Here is a 15,269-nt window from a genome sequence, read left to right on the forward strand (position 1 = left end):
CTCCCTGCTCCCTGCTCCCTGCTCCCTGCTCCCTGCTCCCTGCCTCCTATGACTCTTTATCCACCTTGGGAACAAAATCAGGACGTTCTTTGCTTTCCCAACCTGCGGGACGTTTGGAGTTGTACCAAGCGATTGAACCGATAGTAACGGCAGCAATAAAACCAACTACATACACTAAAGTAAAAGCTAATGGAAAATGATTACCTGCTGCTGCGGGTGCTGCTGTTTCCAGTAATAATGTCATGACTATATTATCCTATTGTTTGTAACACTTCTTTACAAAGTATAAAACGAGTTGACCATCTACATCTGCCACTGGGGGAAATATTACTCACCAGGGGAGGAAGAAGAAGAACCTGGTTTCAGGCGTTCTCTCCAAGAAGGTTTGGATGGGGAAGATCCAGAGGAATTATTGTTTACAGGAGGAGCAGAATTTGAATCTTGTCTGCGGTTTCGTCTTCTAGAACGAGATGATTCTGCACCAGAATTGTTCCCTGATTGAGAATCAAAGCGCCTCCGTCTTCTGGAAGTGGACTCTTCTTGTTGTCGGTAACGTCGTCTACGTCTTGAAGTGTAGTTTGATTGCTGTTCTACTTCAGAATAAGAGCTTCTGCGTCTGCGTCTGCGTCTGGTTGATGAATCACCATCATCCTGATCTGATTGTTGATTATTAGATGCAATGGAAGTATTAACAATTTTTTTCGGTTTGATCGGTTGAGCTTTGATCGTACCTTTGCGATTTTCTAATTTGGGACGTGCAGGAAACTTTTCTACTGGCATTCCTTCAACGGCTTTTTCCATAAATTCATGCCAGGTATAAGCGGCGCTGGTGCTGCTACCATTGGTAGGGCGGTTATTATCATTACCTAGCCAAACTCCTGCCACTACTTGGGGAATATAGCCAATAAACCACAAATCACGGGCTTCATCTGATGTTCCTGTTTTCCCTGCTACCTGTCTATCATTTAATTGGGCAGCAGCACCAGTACCATTTGTGACTACATTGCGTAGCATCCACGTCATAATGGCGGCACTATCGGCATCTAAAGCCCGTTGAGGTTGGACATCAGCAGACCAAATCACATCACCCTGACGGTTGAGGATGCGACGAATTCCATGCGCTTCTGTATGTAAACCTTGGGTAGCAAAAGAACCATAAGCACTGGTTAATTCTAGGAGATTGACTTCGTTAGAACCAAGTGCTAAAGAGTAGGTAGGCTTGAGTTCCGATTTAATCCCCATATCCTGTGCTAGTTTAATGGTTGGCTCATATCCCACATCTATTAATACCCTTACTGCAATTGTATTAATAGAACGGGTAAGAGAATCTTTGAGATTCATTGAGCCATAGAATTTTTCATTGTAGTTTTTTGGTTCATAACCATCTACTACTAATGGTGCATCCACATAGCCATCGTAGGGACTCTTACCTGTAGCGATCGCCGCAGCATAGACAAAACCTTTAAATGTTGATCCTGGTTGTCTTTGCGCTTGAGTTACACGATTAAACTGGTTTTCGCTAAAGTCCTTACCTCCTACCATTGCTTGAATTTCCCCATTGCGGGGATCAATAGCTACTAAAGCGGCTTCTTTAAAATTTGCCCAACTACCTTGAGTTCTGAGAACTTTAGCCACTGCTGCTTCTGCTGCCTTTTGCCAGGTCGGGTTTAAACTGGTTTCTACTACTAACCCTCCTGCTGCTAACACATCAGGCTTAACATATTTTGGTAATTCCTGCTGAATGTAGGAAGTAAAGTAAGGAAACTCAACTTGAAAGCGTCTCGGTAAATTGCTATTAACTGTGAGTGGTTCTTGAATAGCGGCTTGCTGTTGTTCTGGTGTAATTATGCCATTTTCCAGCATCCTTTTTAACACTTGATTTCGCCTTGCCATAGCTGCTTGAGGATTTTTATTTGGGGCGTAAGTGTTGGGAGCAGGAGCAAGTCCGGCAATGGTGGCCATTTCTGATAAAGTCAGTTGATCCACGGATTTATTAAAATAGACCCAAGCCGCATCTGCTACACCATAAGCACCAGAACCCAAATAGACTAAATTTAGGTAACGCTCTAAAATTTGGTCTTTACTGAGTTCTTGTTCCATTTTCTGAGCCAGACGCACTTCCTTGAGTTTGCGCCAGATGGTGCGCTCTTGGGTGAGAAAGAGTATTCTTGCTACTTGTTGGGTGATGGTACTACCACCTTCCACCACATCTTGCGATCGCAAATTATTCACAACTGCTCTAAGAATACCTTGAGCATCTATCCCATTGTGCTGTTTAAATCTTCTGTCTTCTGAAGCGATAAAAGCGTTTTTTAAGTTCTCTGGGATTTGTTCTAGCTTTAGCTGTTCCCTAGTGGCTTCTCCTTGCTGTTTGAGAACAGTTCCATCACTGGCTTGAATAGTAAGTGTTTGCTCTCGTATTACCGCATTCAGTTGTGATTTATCCGGTAAAGAACTGTCTATTACACTAATCCCATAATTACAGGCAATGATCCCGCCACCTAAACCGACTACACCTAAGCCAGTCCAAAACCAGAACCGACGATAAAAAGGTTTATCGCTCCTACCAATACTGGCAACCATCCCAGATGATAAACTCGTCATCTGGTTAAGTAACTGCCTTGCCTGCACCAGCATAGTTGGCGGTAGGTTTTCAGGTGTGGACTCCTCGTTTGTGGACTCCTCGTTTTTATGATGATTCCCAAGTGGCAAGAGCAGTTTCTCCTCAGAGCTACTTCAGTTGATTATTGATGCCGAAAGGCTAGGGTTGTTGCGCTCATAGCGTTAGAACATCATACCTTATAAATAATCAATTAATTCAGGTAAAATTGATTTATTTGCCAAACCGTTATTTCCATTGGCTTTTAAAGATGATTAAATAATTTCAGGGAGATCAAGACTTATTACCAAATAGGAGAAAGTTGGTAGCTGATGCAGCAAAACTGATCCCCTGCCTCCTAGCAAGAGCATTCAGCAGCAAAAGAATGTCTAAAAAATTCGCCAGAAGTGCGATCGCTCTCGGCAGTAATATGGGTGATCCCCAAAGAACTTTAGCAGCCGCTTTAGAGACTTTAGCCCAAACCCCTGGTATTATTCTCGAAGCAAAATCCAGTTGGTATAGAACCAAAGCCGTAGGACCGCCACAGCCAGATTATTTAAATGGCTGTTCCATATTGCAAGTAGAAATATCTCCACAAGCTTTATTAACCAGCTTGTTAGCAATTGAACAAAAATTTGGTCGTGTGCGTCGAGAGCATTGGGGACCGAGAACTTTAGATTTAGATTTATTGTTGTATGATGACTTAATCTTAAACGAGCCAAATCTCCAGATCCCTCATCCCCGGATGCACGAGCGAGCTTTTGTCCTAGTCCCATTGGCAGAAATTGCCCCAAATTGGAGAGAACCCCTATCTGGTTGTACAATTGAGAATCTGCTGCAAGAAGTAGACCGTTCTGATGTACACTTAGTTAAGGATGAATAACCGACTATTAAATTACCATCCTTGGCAGCAGAAACACCCTGATTTCCCAAGCATCCCCCGTATATATTCTGAGTATTTGCAGACAATAGAATTGGACTATGCCACTAGGTAGAGAATTACCACAGCTACTCAAGCAACGTTTGTTTCATAAAGGGCGCAAATTTGATTTTGAAGTGAATCGTTTGCGTTTACCTAATAAATCTGAAGGAGAATGGGAGTGTATTCGTCATCCCGGTGGCGCTCTGGCTCTTCCTGTTACCGAAGATGGTAAACTGATTCTTGTCCGTCAATATCGTTTTGCAGTTCAAGGTAGGTTGTTAGAATTTCCCGCAGGAACGGTAGAACCTAATGAAGAACCTTTGGAAACGGTAAAAAGGGAAATACAAGAAGAAACAGGCTACCGCGCTCATAAGTGGGATAAACTAGGAGAGTTTTTCTTAGCTCCTGGCTATTCTGATGAAATTATCTATGCTTTTTTGGCTAGAGATTTGGAAAAGCTGGAAACTCCGCCACAGCAAGAAGAAGATGAAGATATCGAAACTGTATTTTTGACTCCTGAAGAACTAGAAACAGCTATTCGTGAAGGACAACCTGTAGATGCGAAAACTATAGCCAGCTTTTTCCTAGCTCGTTCTTTGTTGATGTAATGGTGATATGCTGCTAGAAAAGGCACTTGGTGATGCCTTTTGTGTAGAAATTAAATGCAAGGTTTTTGAGTTCCCACCTCGTAAAGTCTTGCACTTTTTTAACTTCCAGCAGGCTAAGACCCTTTACTTGTAATATTGTCACATTTATTCAGCAAACCCTAATTAATAATTAAAAAGGGTTTTAAGCTGTTGTGCATTTAATTTGTATAAGTGGAACAGGCATCTTGCCTGTTAAACAAGAGTTCAGAACATTAGGATTATACAATTTAGCTGTGTAACAGCTTATTCCCCTGTGGTGTATCTTACAGGCAATGTTTAAGTCCCTGAGTAAAGTATAAATTTAATTATGAATTATCAATTATGAATTATCAATTATGAATTATTTATCCCAGCTATGATGGAAACCAGGTTTAGTGGAAACGTCCAGAAACATAATCTCGCAAGCGATAATCAAAGTTATGGGTGATAAGTTTCTTGGTAGGGGCAAATTCTAGTAACTGCCCAATATGATTTTCATTGTAGTAAAATAAAGCTGTGAAATCTGATAAACGAGAAACTTGTTGGATGTTGTGAGAGACAAATACAATTGTTAATTCAGAACGCAAACATTCGATAAGTTCCTCAATTTTTATCGTAGAAATGGGATCAAGTCCTGCACAAAGTTCATCTATAAGGAGGACTTGCGGTTTAACTGCTAAAGCACGGGCAATACACAACCTTTGTTGTTGTCCAAAGGATAATTCTAAAGCCGATTTATGAAGTTTATTTTTGAGTTCTTCCCAGAGTTCGGCAGCTTTTAGTGCTAACTCGACAATTTCATCTAATTCTGCTTTGGGATGCCATCCGATTAATTTTACTCCATAGGTTACATTATCATAAATGCTCATGGGAAAAAGATTTGGTTTACCATAAATTAAAGTAATTTGACGACGTAGGCGATTTAAGTTGACACGACGACCATAAATATTTTGACTAAAAAATTCAACGTTTCCTTCAACTTGTATTTCTCCTTCTAGTTCAATCATGCGATTGAGAGATTTCAAAAATGTGGACTTACCACAACCGCTAGGTCCCATAATCGCGGTAATTTTATTTTGTGGAATATCCATTGAGACATCTTCAATGATTTTTTGAATTCCGTAATAAGAGCTGAAATTTTTAACTCGGATGGCAGGAATTATTTTACTCATAGGAAATAGGAAATAGGAAATAGGGATTTATGTTGTGAATCAATCTAAAATCTAAAATCTAAAATCTAAAATCTAAAATCTAAAATCTAAAATCTAAAATCTAAAATCTAAAATTGAATGATTGAGAAACATAATAAATAGGTGTGCGTCAAATAAGCTGGTAATCTCACATCTGTTATGATTCTCAATCAGGTCAGGTGAGTAATGATAATCTTAGGCCATAATCAGGGTTACAGTCTAGGATGTTAACTGGGATGTTAGCAAGAAGATGCTGGTACAAGATATGACGGGTAAATTTTCTAGACTATTTTCAACAGGACAAGAAAAAAGTGAGTTGTTTATGGTAAGACGCTGGAGTTTTATAGTTACTACTATTATTGTCTGGCATCTGTGCAGTTTTGTCACACTGGCACAAAATAAAAAACCAGAACAAATGAGGTGGTTTCCTCCGAGTCCTTTGGAAATGACTACACCTGATCCTCTGGTAAGGAGTTCATGGAAAAAACAACCGTTAACTACTGACGAACTGCAACAGTTGAAAACTGCACTGGATGAGTTAAACCAAGAAGCGATAACGACTTTTCAAAGGGGAGATAAAACCGCTGCTTTTGATATTTGGAATAGAGAATTACGACTGCTGCGCTTTTTAGGTTCTTTAGCCCAGGTGCAAGCTTTATCAAGGGTGGGGGCGATCGCTTGGCAGGAAAATGAGCGTGAACAGGTAATGTATATTACTCAGCGGTTGCAAGAGATTGAAAAACAGATGTTAAAGGAGAAAAGTACAGATTTACAATTATGGCGATCGCTTGGTGAAGCTTACCAAAATGTGCGTATTCCCAAATTAGCTGTAGGTGCTTACGAGCAGATTTTAACATTGGTGAGACAACAAAAAGATGTTAATACTGAATTAGCAACTTTAAATACTCTGGGGGAATTACATTTAAGTTGGTTTGATTATTCTCAAGCTGCTAAAACTTACGAAGAATTGCTCAATTTGGCTATTAATAGAGGTGATAGAAACAATGAATTAGCATATTTGCAACAACTAGCTTATATTTATGAACAGGGTAAACAACCCCGACAAGCGATCAATGTTTTGAATAAGTTAGCGGCAATTTATAATAGAAATAAGAATCTTACTCAAGTTCCGGCTTTAAAAATCAAAATAGCAGAAAATTATCAATCTTTGGTCAGAGAAAATCCCAATTTTCTGCAAGAAGCTTTTAATAATTATCAAGAAGCTTATGTTACTGCTTGGAAATTAGAACAGTATGTGGCGGCGAGTGAAGCTTTGCAAAAGTTAATTAGGTTGTATCGTTCCCAAAATCAAATTAATGAAGCTTTGCAAGCTAGTAGAATTTTGTTGGAAACGGAAACATTAGCGACTAATTTTTATGGTTTGATGCAAGCTTATGATCAAATGGGAGAAATGTATTTAGAAAAGAAAGAAGAGGGAAAAGCATTAGCAGCGTTTGAAAAAGGGTTAGAAATAGCCAGACAACTTAAACATCAAGAGATATATTTTGCCCAGAAGATTGAAACATTGTCAAAAAAGAATTTGTAATAAGTAGTCGTGCAAAATAAATTTTATATTTGGGAGAGGGAACAGAGAACAGTGAACAGGTAAGGAATACAGACATTAGACATCTCCAGAAAAGAAATTATGGAACCTATTTATGGGGGCAGGTCGAAGCTTATGGGATATCTAGATGTCTGATTTTTCCGTTAAATTATCGCTCATAAGCTTCGCCCCTACAACTTATGACAAATTAATACATTCTATTTTGGAGAGGTCTATTCCCAGTTGGAGACTGGGAACGAGATAACGAGATAAACGAGATAACAAGGTATTACTCCTGACTCCTTTGATAAGTATCCACAGCCACACGCAAATTACCTTTATGCACTGCTAAAAGTTCCTCACCTGCGGTTTTATCTAAATTTGTCCAGTGCATTAATAAAGCCAACTTCACCCATTTACCACTACGTTCTAATAAGAAACCTGCGGCTTCTCGACTTAAACCGGTTAAATCTTGTAAAATTCTTAAAGCGCGATCGCGTAATTTTTGATTTGTTACCGCAACATCCACCATTCTATTACCGTAAACTTTCCCTAATTTCACCATCACGCTGGTAGAAAGGATATTTAAAGCTAATTTTGTCGCAGTACCAGCTTTCAACCGAGTTGAACCTGCTAATATTTCTGGTCCTGTTAACAAGCGAATATCAATATCTGCATCAAAGGGAACTTGTTCTGCGGGAACACAGGCGATGAAAACTGTTAAAGCTCCCCTTTGGCGTGCTGCTTTTAATGCACCTTGAACATAGGGAGTAGTTCCCCCAGCAGTGATACCGACGACTACATCCAGTTGATTAATTTTGTGTTGGGCGATCGCACTTTCACCATCTTCCGCTAAATCTTCTAAACCCTCAGAACTGCGTAACAACGCCCCCGCACCACCAGCAATAATACCCTGTACCAACTCTGGAGATGTGCAAAAAGTAGGTGGACATTCAGCCGCATCTAACACCCCTAACCGTCCACTTGTTCCCGCACCGATGTAAAATAAACGTCCACCTTGATGTAAACGTTCAGCCGTCTTTTCAATAGCTGCGGCTAACTCAACCTTTGCACCGGCAACAGCAGCTACCGCTTTTTGGTCTTCAGTATTAAATAATTCTACCAATTCCAAAGAATTTAGTTGGTCTAAATTCAGACTATTAGGATTTACTTGTTCTGTGAGTAGATGTCCGCGTTCTTGTAAATTTGTCATTTCTCAGTTATCAGTTATCCGTTATCCGTTATCAGTCAATACTACTCGGTTAGGTTACAAAATAATTGATATTGTAATTTCGGTTACGAGATAACGCAACCCACGGGAAATTTTTTTCCCCTTTAAAGGGGAGGTTTTAAACCTTAAATGAAACAATTGTCAATTATCAATTATCAATTAATTACCTATTCATTCATATTTTTCAGTGTTGCTACTGCTGAAGGTGAAATCTGGTTCAGATAACGGAAAACCCAATACTTGAATATAGTATCTAGAATTACTGGGAATGTAGCAATAAATAGGAAAATAGCATTTCTATCTGCGGCAATACCCAAATGACTAGCAATACTTTCTAAAATCACTTCCCAACCGTGAGGAGAATGGAAACCTACAAAAATATCTGTGAATAAAATAATGATAAATGCTTTGGCACTATCACTTAAACCATAAATAATTTCATTCAGCAGATTTTTAATAGCTATCACCCCTTTTTTATTGATGACTACCACAACTGCAAAAGCAAATAAACCTAATAAATCCGCAAAAACATTTGCCACTGCACTATTACTTTTATGTTTAAATTCTTCTGCTAATTCTTCTGCTTTGAGTGAAATTTTTTCTTCCATAGCTTCGACAGAAATTTGAGGAGAATGTTTCAATAAATTGTCAAATTTTAATTCTTCCTCAAAAGACTGCAATTCTTTTAGTGCTTCCTCTTTCATTTCCCAGTTCAGAAAAATAGGTGTACTTTCAACACTGCGAAAATGTTCTACAGCAGGAAGTATGAAAAACTTTTTAGACAATTCTTGAGTTAACAAGGGAATGAGAATTAATAACAACAAACAGTTAATAGCTCGTTTGGTAATTTTTCTCGATGCTTGAAAATTCCGCAATACCTCCTGTTCAGAACTTGGACTCATATCATTGGTAATTTTACGAAATGTTCTACCAATGGATCTGGGAAAAATACCAGTTTTTTTGGTGACTGGTTCAATATTTTCTAAACTGAGTTTTGATGTTAGTTGAGAGGAATTTTTTGGTGGTTGTTGGTGAGATTCTAACTTGGTAAGAGTTGGTTTTTGAGAATAAGCTACAACATTAGAATTAGATAATTCTAAATCCTCATTTTTGTATCTGGAGAGAACTTCATCAATTAATTTTAGTTTATCCAAAAAAGCGTAATTAGAGTTTTTGATAAAAAATCGACTCACTTTAAATTCTACAACTCTGATTTTAATAATCTTTAAATATTTTTCCACATCTGTCTGAAAACAATCTAAAACATTTTGACTGTAATCACCTGACTGACTAGATACTTTATCCCCTGCAAAATGTTCTAATTCAATATCTTTAATTTTTAAAGCCATTTTATATGCTTGTTCTAATGCTCTTTCTGGTGTGCGTAAAAACCATTGACTCCCTATATTTAGGTGATCTGAAAAATCTGAATTTACGTAATTTTTCATTTTGATAGTAGATGGCTAAATGTTTCCTAAAAAATCAAATAATGAGGTAGATAAACTTTGAATTAATTGATAAAAATTGATTTTTAAATCCAAAGTTTATGTATTTATCAACTTTAACTTTTCTACCTCATCAAAAAATAAATATTAAATAAATATTTTCTCAATTAACCTGCTTTTAAACAAGCTAAAGGATCGGGAACGGGGAAAGCGTCAGAACTTAAAGGCACAAACTTACTATCATTAGCATTGTAAGCAAAAATTTGTCCTGTTTCTATTTCATAAACCCAAGCATGGAGAGATATTTTACCACCATGTAATTTAGAACGAATCACAGGATAGGTTTCTAAATTTTCAATTTGAGTTAAAACATTTTCTTCTACAGCTATTTTTAGCAATGTTTCCCCATCATAGTTTTGATAGTTTTCTCGCAAAAGACGACGGGTAGACTCGGCATTGCGTTTTAACCAATCATAAACTAAAGGCATTTCATCAGATAAATTATTTAATTGTAGGAGTGCTTTCATACTACCACAGTGAGAATGACCACAAACAATAATATGCTTAATATTTAAAGCAGAAACAGCATATTCAATTCCCGCACCTTCACTGCTATTAGGACTTCCATGAGTGGGAATAATATTACCCAAATTCCGAATAATAAACAGTTCTCCTGGTTTAGTTTGTGTTAATAAATTCGGATCAATGCGAGAATCAGAACAAGTAATAAAGAGAATTTCAGGAGTTTGTCCTTGAGATAATTGGCGGAACATTTCCTGATGAATTGTGAAATAGTTAGTTTGAAATTCGTTCAGTCCTTTGATAATTCTTTTCATTGGCATTGTAGAATTCATGTGATTTTCGTTTTAGTGTTTTTATTCTTTTGGTATCTGCAACATCCTAGAAATTTAATAATCTACTTATTGATCAAAAATTCTGATTCCTGACTCCTTAATTATTTAGTGATTAACCCATTTTGCATCAGTTACTAAACACACACCTCCGATTTTTTTCAGCAGAGGGGTGATTTTTTCCACTAAATTATCTAATTGTTTTTGATTGGTACAAACTGTCATAATGTAACTATTACTAAATTCATAGTCAATATCGGAAGATACTAAACCTCGATCACCTTTACCAGAGGTATCTTTAATAATTGTATATCCAGAAACAGAGACGATTTCTAAAATGTTCAGAGCATCTTCAATGTGAGATGTATCAATAACAATCTCTACTTTTTGGACTTCTTGCATAATAGGGATTGATAAATTTAGACTTGTTAGATTGGGGGAAAAGTTATCTGATATCAGAGAATTACTCGTGGTAATTAAACAAATACCACCAATGGTTTTGAGGATGGGTAAAATATCTCTGAGCAGGTATTCAAATTGTATTTGATTGGTGCAAATAGTAGAAATATAACTATTGCTAAATTCTCGCCCCAAATCGTTATAACAAATCCCCCTATCCCCTTTACCGGAAGAATTTTCTATTAATGTATATCCAGGAACTTTCACAGAATTAAGGATATCTATAACTTCTCTTTGTTCCAGGGTGCTGACAATGATTTCTACTCGGTTAACGAGTTCCATAAATAACACCTAGACTAATACCTATTGGACAGAAAACAGCAATTTCTGATGTTTGTAATTTCATGTTTGTGAATCTATGGTCAAAAGACTAATGATCTATACACCAACAAGTTTTAAAATTTGTAAGTAAAGAGGAATTCCCACAATAATATTAAAGGGGAATGTTAAAGCTAAAGCCATAGAAACATAAAGACTAGGATTAGATTCGGGAACAGTTAATCTCATCGCTGCCGGTACGGCAATATAAGAAGCACTGGCACATAAAACCGCAAATAAAAGTCCATTTCCTTCTCCCATTCCCAAGACTTTTGCAATCAAAATTCCTAAGATAGCATTGACAACAGGAATGAAAACAGAAAAACCAATTAAGAAAGAACCGGTTTTACTTAAATCTTTAATTCTTCTGGCTGCTACTAATCCCATATCAAGTAAAAAGAAAGTCAGCGCACCGTAGAAAATTCCTTGAGTAAATGGTTGTAATTTTTCCCAACCTTTTTCTCCTGTTAATAGTCCAACTAGCAAACTACCAACTAACAGAAACACTGAGCCATTTAAAAAAGCTTCGTGCATCACTTTTCCCCAAGAAAATCCTTCTTCACCTTCTGTCTTGGGTGCAAATGCTCTCACCAGAATTAAGCCGATAATAATAGCTGGAGATTCCATTAAAGCTAATGCTGCTACCATGTGTCCCCCATAGGGAATGTGCAGTTTTTCTAGAAAAGAACTAGCGGTAATAAAGGTGACTGCACTAATAGAACCGTAGGTAGCAGCGATAGCAGCTGCATTGTAATGATCAAGCTTGATTCTGAGAATAAAAAAGGTGTATACTGGTACGATAGAAGCCATGACAATAGCAACTATCAGCGTCATTGCTATTTGCGAGTTAATGCCACTTTCTGCTAGTTCATGTCCGCCTTTAAAACCAATGGATAACAGCAAATACAGTGAAAATAATTTTGGTAAGGGTTGGGGAATTTCTAAATCTGATTTTAAAAAAACCGCCAGCATTCCCAAAAAGAAGAACAACACAGGGGGATTGAGAATGTTAAAAAGAATTAAACTGCCATCCATTGATTTTTTCTTTCCTCAGCATTAGAAAACTTTATGAACTACCCTCTAAATTAGTCCACAAATTTTAAGAAAAGCATGAGAAGAAATTAAGAATTTTCTTAGAATTAAGTTGGCAGTATCAAAATGGTAATTCTACAGTGAATGTGGTGAATTGATGGGGGTTACTGGTGACATAAATTTTACCACCGTGTAAGCGAACAATTTCATGGGCGATCGCTAAACCTAATCCTGATCCACCTGTATACCGTGAGCGATCGCTTTCTGCACGATAAAAACGCTCAAACAAATGGGGTAAATGTTCCGCTGCAATTACTTTACCCGTATTAGTGATAGTTACTTTCACCTGTTCATTTTCACGATATGTTTCTACACTAATCTTACCTTCCGGGGATGTGTACTTAATGGCGTTATCTAGTAAATTTAAAAACAAACTGGTTAAGTGATCAGAATTGCCAGTAATGTAAAGTAAGGGTTTTATACTTGCACAGATGGTAATATTTTTATCTGCTGCTAAAAGCTGAATTTGCTCAATGAGAACTTCTAGTAACTCGCTTAAATCAACATTTGTCAAAGTCCATTGATATTCAGATTCACTTTGATCCAAACGAGTGAGAAAAAGCAAACCATTAGCAAGACGAATCAAACGATCAACTTCCCGTTGTAATTCTTGTAAGGTATGATGATATTCTTCTGGTGTACGCTCTCTACTTAAAGTTACACCCAGTCTGCCTTTAATCACTGTTAAAGGTGTGCGTAACTCATGAGAAGCATCGGCTGTAAATCTGCGTTCATGCTCAAATGCAGCTTGCAAGCGATCTAACATCCCATCCAAGGTGATAGCTAATCTTCCCACTTCATCTGTTGAACCTTGATAACCGATGCGCTGGGTGAAATCATTAGGACTTATTGCCTGGGCAGTGCGAATAATGCGACCAATAGGACGTAACGCTTGATCCGCTAAAAATAAACCTCCACAAGCTGCAATTAAGAGAATTAAAGGAAAACTCAAAAGCATCAAAGTCAGCAGATGTTCTGAAGCTTCAGAAATAGGATCTAGAGATTGGGCAACTTGTAACCAACCAGCAGTGGAAGATAAAGATAATGGTTGAGTATAAACTCGCCAAATCTTGCCGTATTCAGTAACACTGGTATAACCCATTTTTACGGGCATCATCGGTGGTATGGTTTTGTAACTACCGATACCATCCCAAATTTCACCTTGGGGAGAAACCAAACGCACGGAAAAACCAGCATTAGTTAACTTACGGGTAATAGTTTCAGACTGTTGTTTGATCTTCAAAGTAGGATGACCATTTACCTGAATCACTTCAGCAAAAGTTTCCGAAGCTGCAACCTGCAAAGCTGTATCTAATTGACCAAGTAAACTATGTTTTAATTGAATATATAAATAGGTATCGAAAACTACTAGCGTACAGCCCAAAAGCAGTATGTACCATGTTGTTAGACGAGTTCTAATTGTACTTTGATTAAATCGTTGAGAAAACATACAGCAGGAGTCAGGATTTCAAGGAGTCAGGAGTCAGGAGTCAGGAGGTAAATATTTTTCCCCAATCACCAATCCCCAGTCACCTATCACCTATTCCCTTGAGACAATATCCTACTCCTCTAACTGTATGCAGTAGTGGCTGATCAGAACCCCGATCTATTTTCCGTCTCAAATAACCAACATATACATCTACAACATTAGAATCACTATAAAAATCAAAATCCCAAACGTGTTCACCTATTTGTGTACGGGTAACTACTGTATTGGAATTACGCAATAAATACTCTAAAAGTTTAAACTCTAAGGGGCTAAGTTCAATGAAACGTCCTCCACGCTGAACTTCCCTTGTGACTACATCCATAGTTAAATCACTAACCTGTAAAATGGTGTTAAATTGTAATGGTGGGCGACGTTGCAAAGCTCGTAACCGTGCCAGTAATTCTGAAAATGCAAATGGCTTGACTAAATAATCATCTGCACCATGATCTAATCCTTTTACCCGATCTTCTACAGTATCCCGTGCTGTTAAAAGTAAGACTGGAGTTTTAATTTTTTGCTGGCGAAATTCTCCTAGTAGCTTTAACCCATCAATTTTGGGTAGCATAATATCTAAGATGATAATGTCATACTCAGCAGCAAAGATGTATTCCTTACCTTCTTCACCATCATGAGCCACATCAACAGCGTAACTCATCTCTCTGAGTCCTTGACTGATAAATTGGGCTATTCCTGGTTCATCTTCAACTAGCAAAATTCGCATATAGCAATCTAGCAATCCTATTTTAGTTGAGAATTTATTGGTGAGGTAAGGGAACAGGTGACTGGTGACTGATGACTGGTGACTGGTAACTGGTGACTGGGTAACATTGTTAACTCATTCCCTATTCCCTATTCCCTATTCCCTACTTTCCCAACAACTAATGACTAATGACTACTTACAATAACCCTTCTAGTCGGCGACGGAAGCTGTCTAGTTCAGAATCAGACATTTGCTGTTCTTCTGACTGAGAACTATAGTTATCATAGTTATTTTGAGTTTGACTTTCTGGTTTCCAATCAGTTTCTTCTACGTTCTGTTCTGGAGGTGTCACCACGGTATTACTATTTTCTGGCACAAGTTCCCAGCCAAAACCCGCACTTTTGCAAAAGTCTATGATATCCTGCTCTTCCATTCCCTCAACCGTCGGTGTGGGGAAATCTTGCGCTTCTAACATTAAAGCAAAGCGGGTGGCATCATCTTCTGATTCAAACATCATGATTGTATTGCGATCGCCCACCCGAATCGAGTGAATCCCTTCATTATCAGTTCCCGCATTGAATAGTAGTACAAAAACACGCATCTTTAATCCTTTAATCCTTTGACTTGACGTTTATATTATTTCTATTAAAGTTCGAGATTGTGCCGATACAAAAAAGCTAACTAATGCTAACAAAAGTTGGCTTTTTCTTCCTGTTTCACCCTAGCAGTGTCGGCACTATCTAGTCCACAGGCTAACACGATCAATCTGACCGCTTCTTTTTTTAAATTAATCGCAGCGTTTAA

General features: G+C 37.8%; 14 protein-coding genes. 3 read left to right on the top strand and 11 right to left on the bottom strand.

All coding sequences use genetic code 11. The features are described from left to right. Positions 1 to 46: 46 nt before the first annotated feature. Entirely contained in the window at positions 47 to 244 is a 198-nt protein-coding gene (gene psb35, locus PN497_RS13575) for a photosystem II assembly protein Psb35 (RefSeq protein WP_096565707.1), read from the bottom strand. Positions 245 to 327: 83 nt separating this feature from the next. Further along, positions 328 to 2,637 (bottom strand): transglycosylase domain-containing protein, encoded by a 2,310-nt coding sequence (locus PN497_RS13580; RefSeq protein ID WP_096565709.1) that lies wholly within the window; start codon positions 2,635 to 2,637, stop codon positions 328 to 330. Positions 2,638 to 2,984: 347 nt separating this feature from the next. Between PN497_RS13580 and folK the strand changes: the two genes are divergently transcribed. Then, on the top strand, positions 2,985 to 3,482 hold the full coding sequence (gene folK, locus PN497_RS13585) for a 2-amino-4-hydroxy-6-hydroxymethyldihydropteridine diphosphokinase (protein ID WP_096565711.1): 498 nt from the start codon (positions 2,985 to 2,987) through the stop codon (positions 3,480 to 3,482). Positions 3,483 to 3,580: 98 nt separating this feature from the next. Then, positions 3,581 to 4,129, top strand: a complete 549-nt coding sequence (locus tag PN497_RS13590) for an NUDIX hydrolase (RefSeq protein ID WP_096565713.1) — start codon at positions 3,581 to 3,583, stop codon at positions 4,127 to 4,129. 410 nt (positions 4,130 to 4,539) lie between these two features. On the opposite strand, the gene PN497_RS13595 is transcribed toward PN497_RS13590, so the two are convergent. Continuing rightward, entirely contained in the window at positions 4,540 to 5,319 is a 780-nt protein-coding gene (locus PN497_RS13595; RefSeq protein WP_096565715.1) for a phosphate ABC transporter ATP-binding protein, read from the bottom strand. Between the two features lie 340 nt (positions 5,320 to 5,659). On the opposite strand from PN497_RS13595, the gene PN497_RS13600 reads away from it, so the two are divergent. Next, a complete protein-coding gene (locus PN497_RS13600; RefSeq protein WP_096572565.1) occupies positions 5,660 to 6,883 on the top strand; it encodes a tetratricopeptide repeat protein in 1,224 nt (407 codons plus the stop codon). A 286-nt stretch (positions 6,884 to 7,169) separates the two neighbouring features. On the opposite strand, the gene murQ is transcribed toward PN497_RS13600, so the two are convergent. From murQ to PN497_RS13640, 8 genes are all read right to left on the bottom strand, one after another. After that, a complete protein-coding gene (murQ, locus tag PN497_RS13605; RefSeq protein ID WP_096565717.1) occupies positions 7,170 to 8,093 on the bottom strand; it encodes an N-acetylmuramic acid 6-phosphate etherase in 924 nt (307 codons plus the stop codon). Positions 8,094 to 8,278: 185 nt separating this feature from the next. After that, complete coding sequence (locus PN497_RS13610; protein ID WP_096565719.1) at positions 8,279 to 9,559, bottom strand: proton extrusion protein PcxA; 1,281 nt, start codon at positions 9,557 to 9,559, stop codon at positions 8,279 to 8,281. 164 nt (positions 9,560 to 9,723) lie between these two features. Beyond that, positions 9,724 to 10,398, bottom strand: a complete 675-nt coding sequence (locus PN497_RS13615; RefSeq protein WP_096572566.1) for a carbonic anhydrase — start codon at positions 10,396 to 10,398, stop codon at positions 9,724 to 9,726. 117 nt (positions 10,399 to 10,515) lie between these two features. Then, on the bottom strand, positions 10,516 to 11,148 hold the full coding sequence (locus PN497_RS13620; protein ID WP_199301872.1) for a P-II family nitrogen regulator: 633 nt from the start codon (positions 11,146 to 11,148) through the stop codon (positions 10,516 to 10,518). Positions 11,149 to 11,244: 96 nt separating this feature from the next. Further along, a complete protein-coding gene (locus PN497_RS13625) occupies positions 11,245 to 12,219 on the bottom strand; it encodes a sodium-dependent bicarbonate transport family permease (protein ID WP_096565720.1) in 975 nt (324 codons plus the stop codon). Between the two features lie 118 nt (positions 12,220 to 12,337). Further along, the gene (locus PN497_RS13630) at positions 12,338 to 13,726 is read right to left on the bottom strand and encodes a sensor histidine kinase (protein WP_096565722.1); all 1,389 of its coding nucleotides are present in this window, start codon (positions 13,724 to 13,726) and stop codon (positions 12,338 to 12,340) included. Positions 13,727 to 13,805: 79 nt separating this feature from the next. Beyond that, positions 13,806 to 14,486 carry a response regulator transcription factor gene (locus PN497_RS13635; protein ID WP_096565724.1) on the bottom strand — a complete coding sequence of 227 codons (681 nt, stop codon included), beginning with the start codon at positions 14,484 to 14,486 and terminating at the stop codon, positions 13,806 to 13,808. A gap of 175 nt (positions 14,487 to 14,661) precedes the next feature. After that, a complete protein-coding gene (locus PN497_RS13640; protein ID WP_096565726.1) occupies positions 14,662 to 15,066 on the bottom strand; it encodes a DUF3110 domain-containing protein in 405 nt (134 codons plus the stop codon). Between the last annotated feature and the right edge of the window lie 203 nt (positions 15,067 to 15,269).

It is taken from the genome of Sphaerospermopsis kisseleviana CS-549 (genome assembly GCF_028329225.1).
Classification (GTDB): Bacteria; Cyanobacteriota; Cyanobacteriia; order Cyanobacteriales; family Nostocaceae; genus Sphaerospermopsis; species Sphaerospermopsis kisseleviana.

What these genes read in the sequence shown, in the direction of transcription:
- psb35 (WP_096565707.1), bottom strand. Translation starts at nt 244, where the DNA reads ATGACATTATTACTGGAAACAGCAGCACCCGCAGCAGCAGGTAATCAT.
- PN497_RS13580 (WP_096565709.1), bottom strand. Translation starts at nt 2,637, where the DNA reads ATGCTGGTGCAGGCAAGGCAGTTACTTAACCAGATGACGAGTTTATCA.
- folK (WP_096565711.1), top strand. Translation starts at nt 2,985, where the DNA reads ATGTCTAAAAAATTCGCCAGAAGTGCGATCGCTCTCGGCAGTAATATG.
- PN497_RS13590 (WP_096565713.1), top strand. Translation starts at nt 3,581, where the DNA reads ATGCCACTAGGTAGAGAATTACCACAGCTACTCAAGCAACGTTTGTTT.
- PN497_RS13595 (WP_096565715.1), bottom strand. Translation starts at nt 5,319, where the DNA reads ATGAGTAAAATAATTCCTGCCATCCGAGTTAAAAATTTCAGCTCTTAT.
- PN497_RS13600 (WP_096572565.1), top strand. Translation starts at nt 5,660, where the DNA reads ATGGTAAGACGCTGGAGTTTTATAGTTACTACTATTATTGTCTGGCAT.
- murQ (WP_096565717.1), bottom strand. Translation starts at nt 8,093, where the DNA reads ATGACAAATTTACAAGAACGCGGACATCTACTCACAGAACAAGTAAAT.
- PN497_RS13610 (WP_096565719.1), bottom strand. Translation starts at nt 9,559, where the DNA reads ATGAAAAATTACGTAAATTCAGATTTTTCAGATCACCTAAATATAGGG.
- PN497_RS13615 (WP_096572566.1), bottom strand. Translation starts at nt 10,398, where the DNA reads ATGCCAATGAAAAGAATTATCAAAGGACTGAACGAATTTCAAACTAAC.
- PN497_RS13620 (WP_199301872.1), bottom strand. Translation starts at nt 11,148, where the DNA reads ATGGAACTCGTTAACCGAGTAGAAATCATTGTCAGCACCCTGGAACAA.
- PN497_RS13625 (WP_096565720.1), bottom strand. Translation starts at nt 12,219, where the DNA reads ATGGATGGCAGTTTAATTCTTTTTAACATTCTCAATCCCCCTGTGTTG.
- PN497_RS13630 (WP_096565722.1), bottom strand. Translation starts at nt 13,726, where the DNA reads ATGTTTTCTCAACGATTTAATCAAAGTACAATTAGAACTCGTCTAACA.
- PN497_RS13635 (WP_096565724.1), bottom strand. Translation starts at nt 14,486, where the DNA reads ATGCGAATTTTGCTAGTTGAAGATGAACCAGGAATAGCCCAATTTATC.
- PN497_RS13640 (WP_096565726.1), bottom strand. Translation starts at nt 15,066, where the DNA reads ATGCGTGTTTTTGTACTACTATTCAATGCGGGAACTGATAATGAAGGG.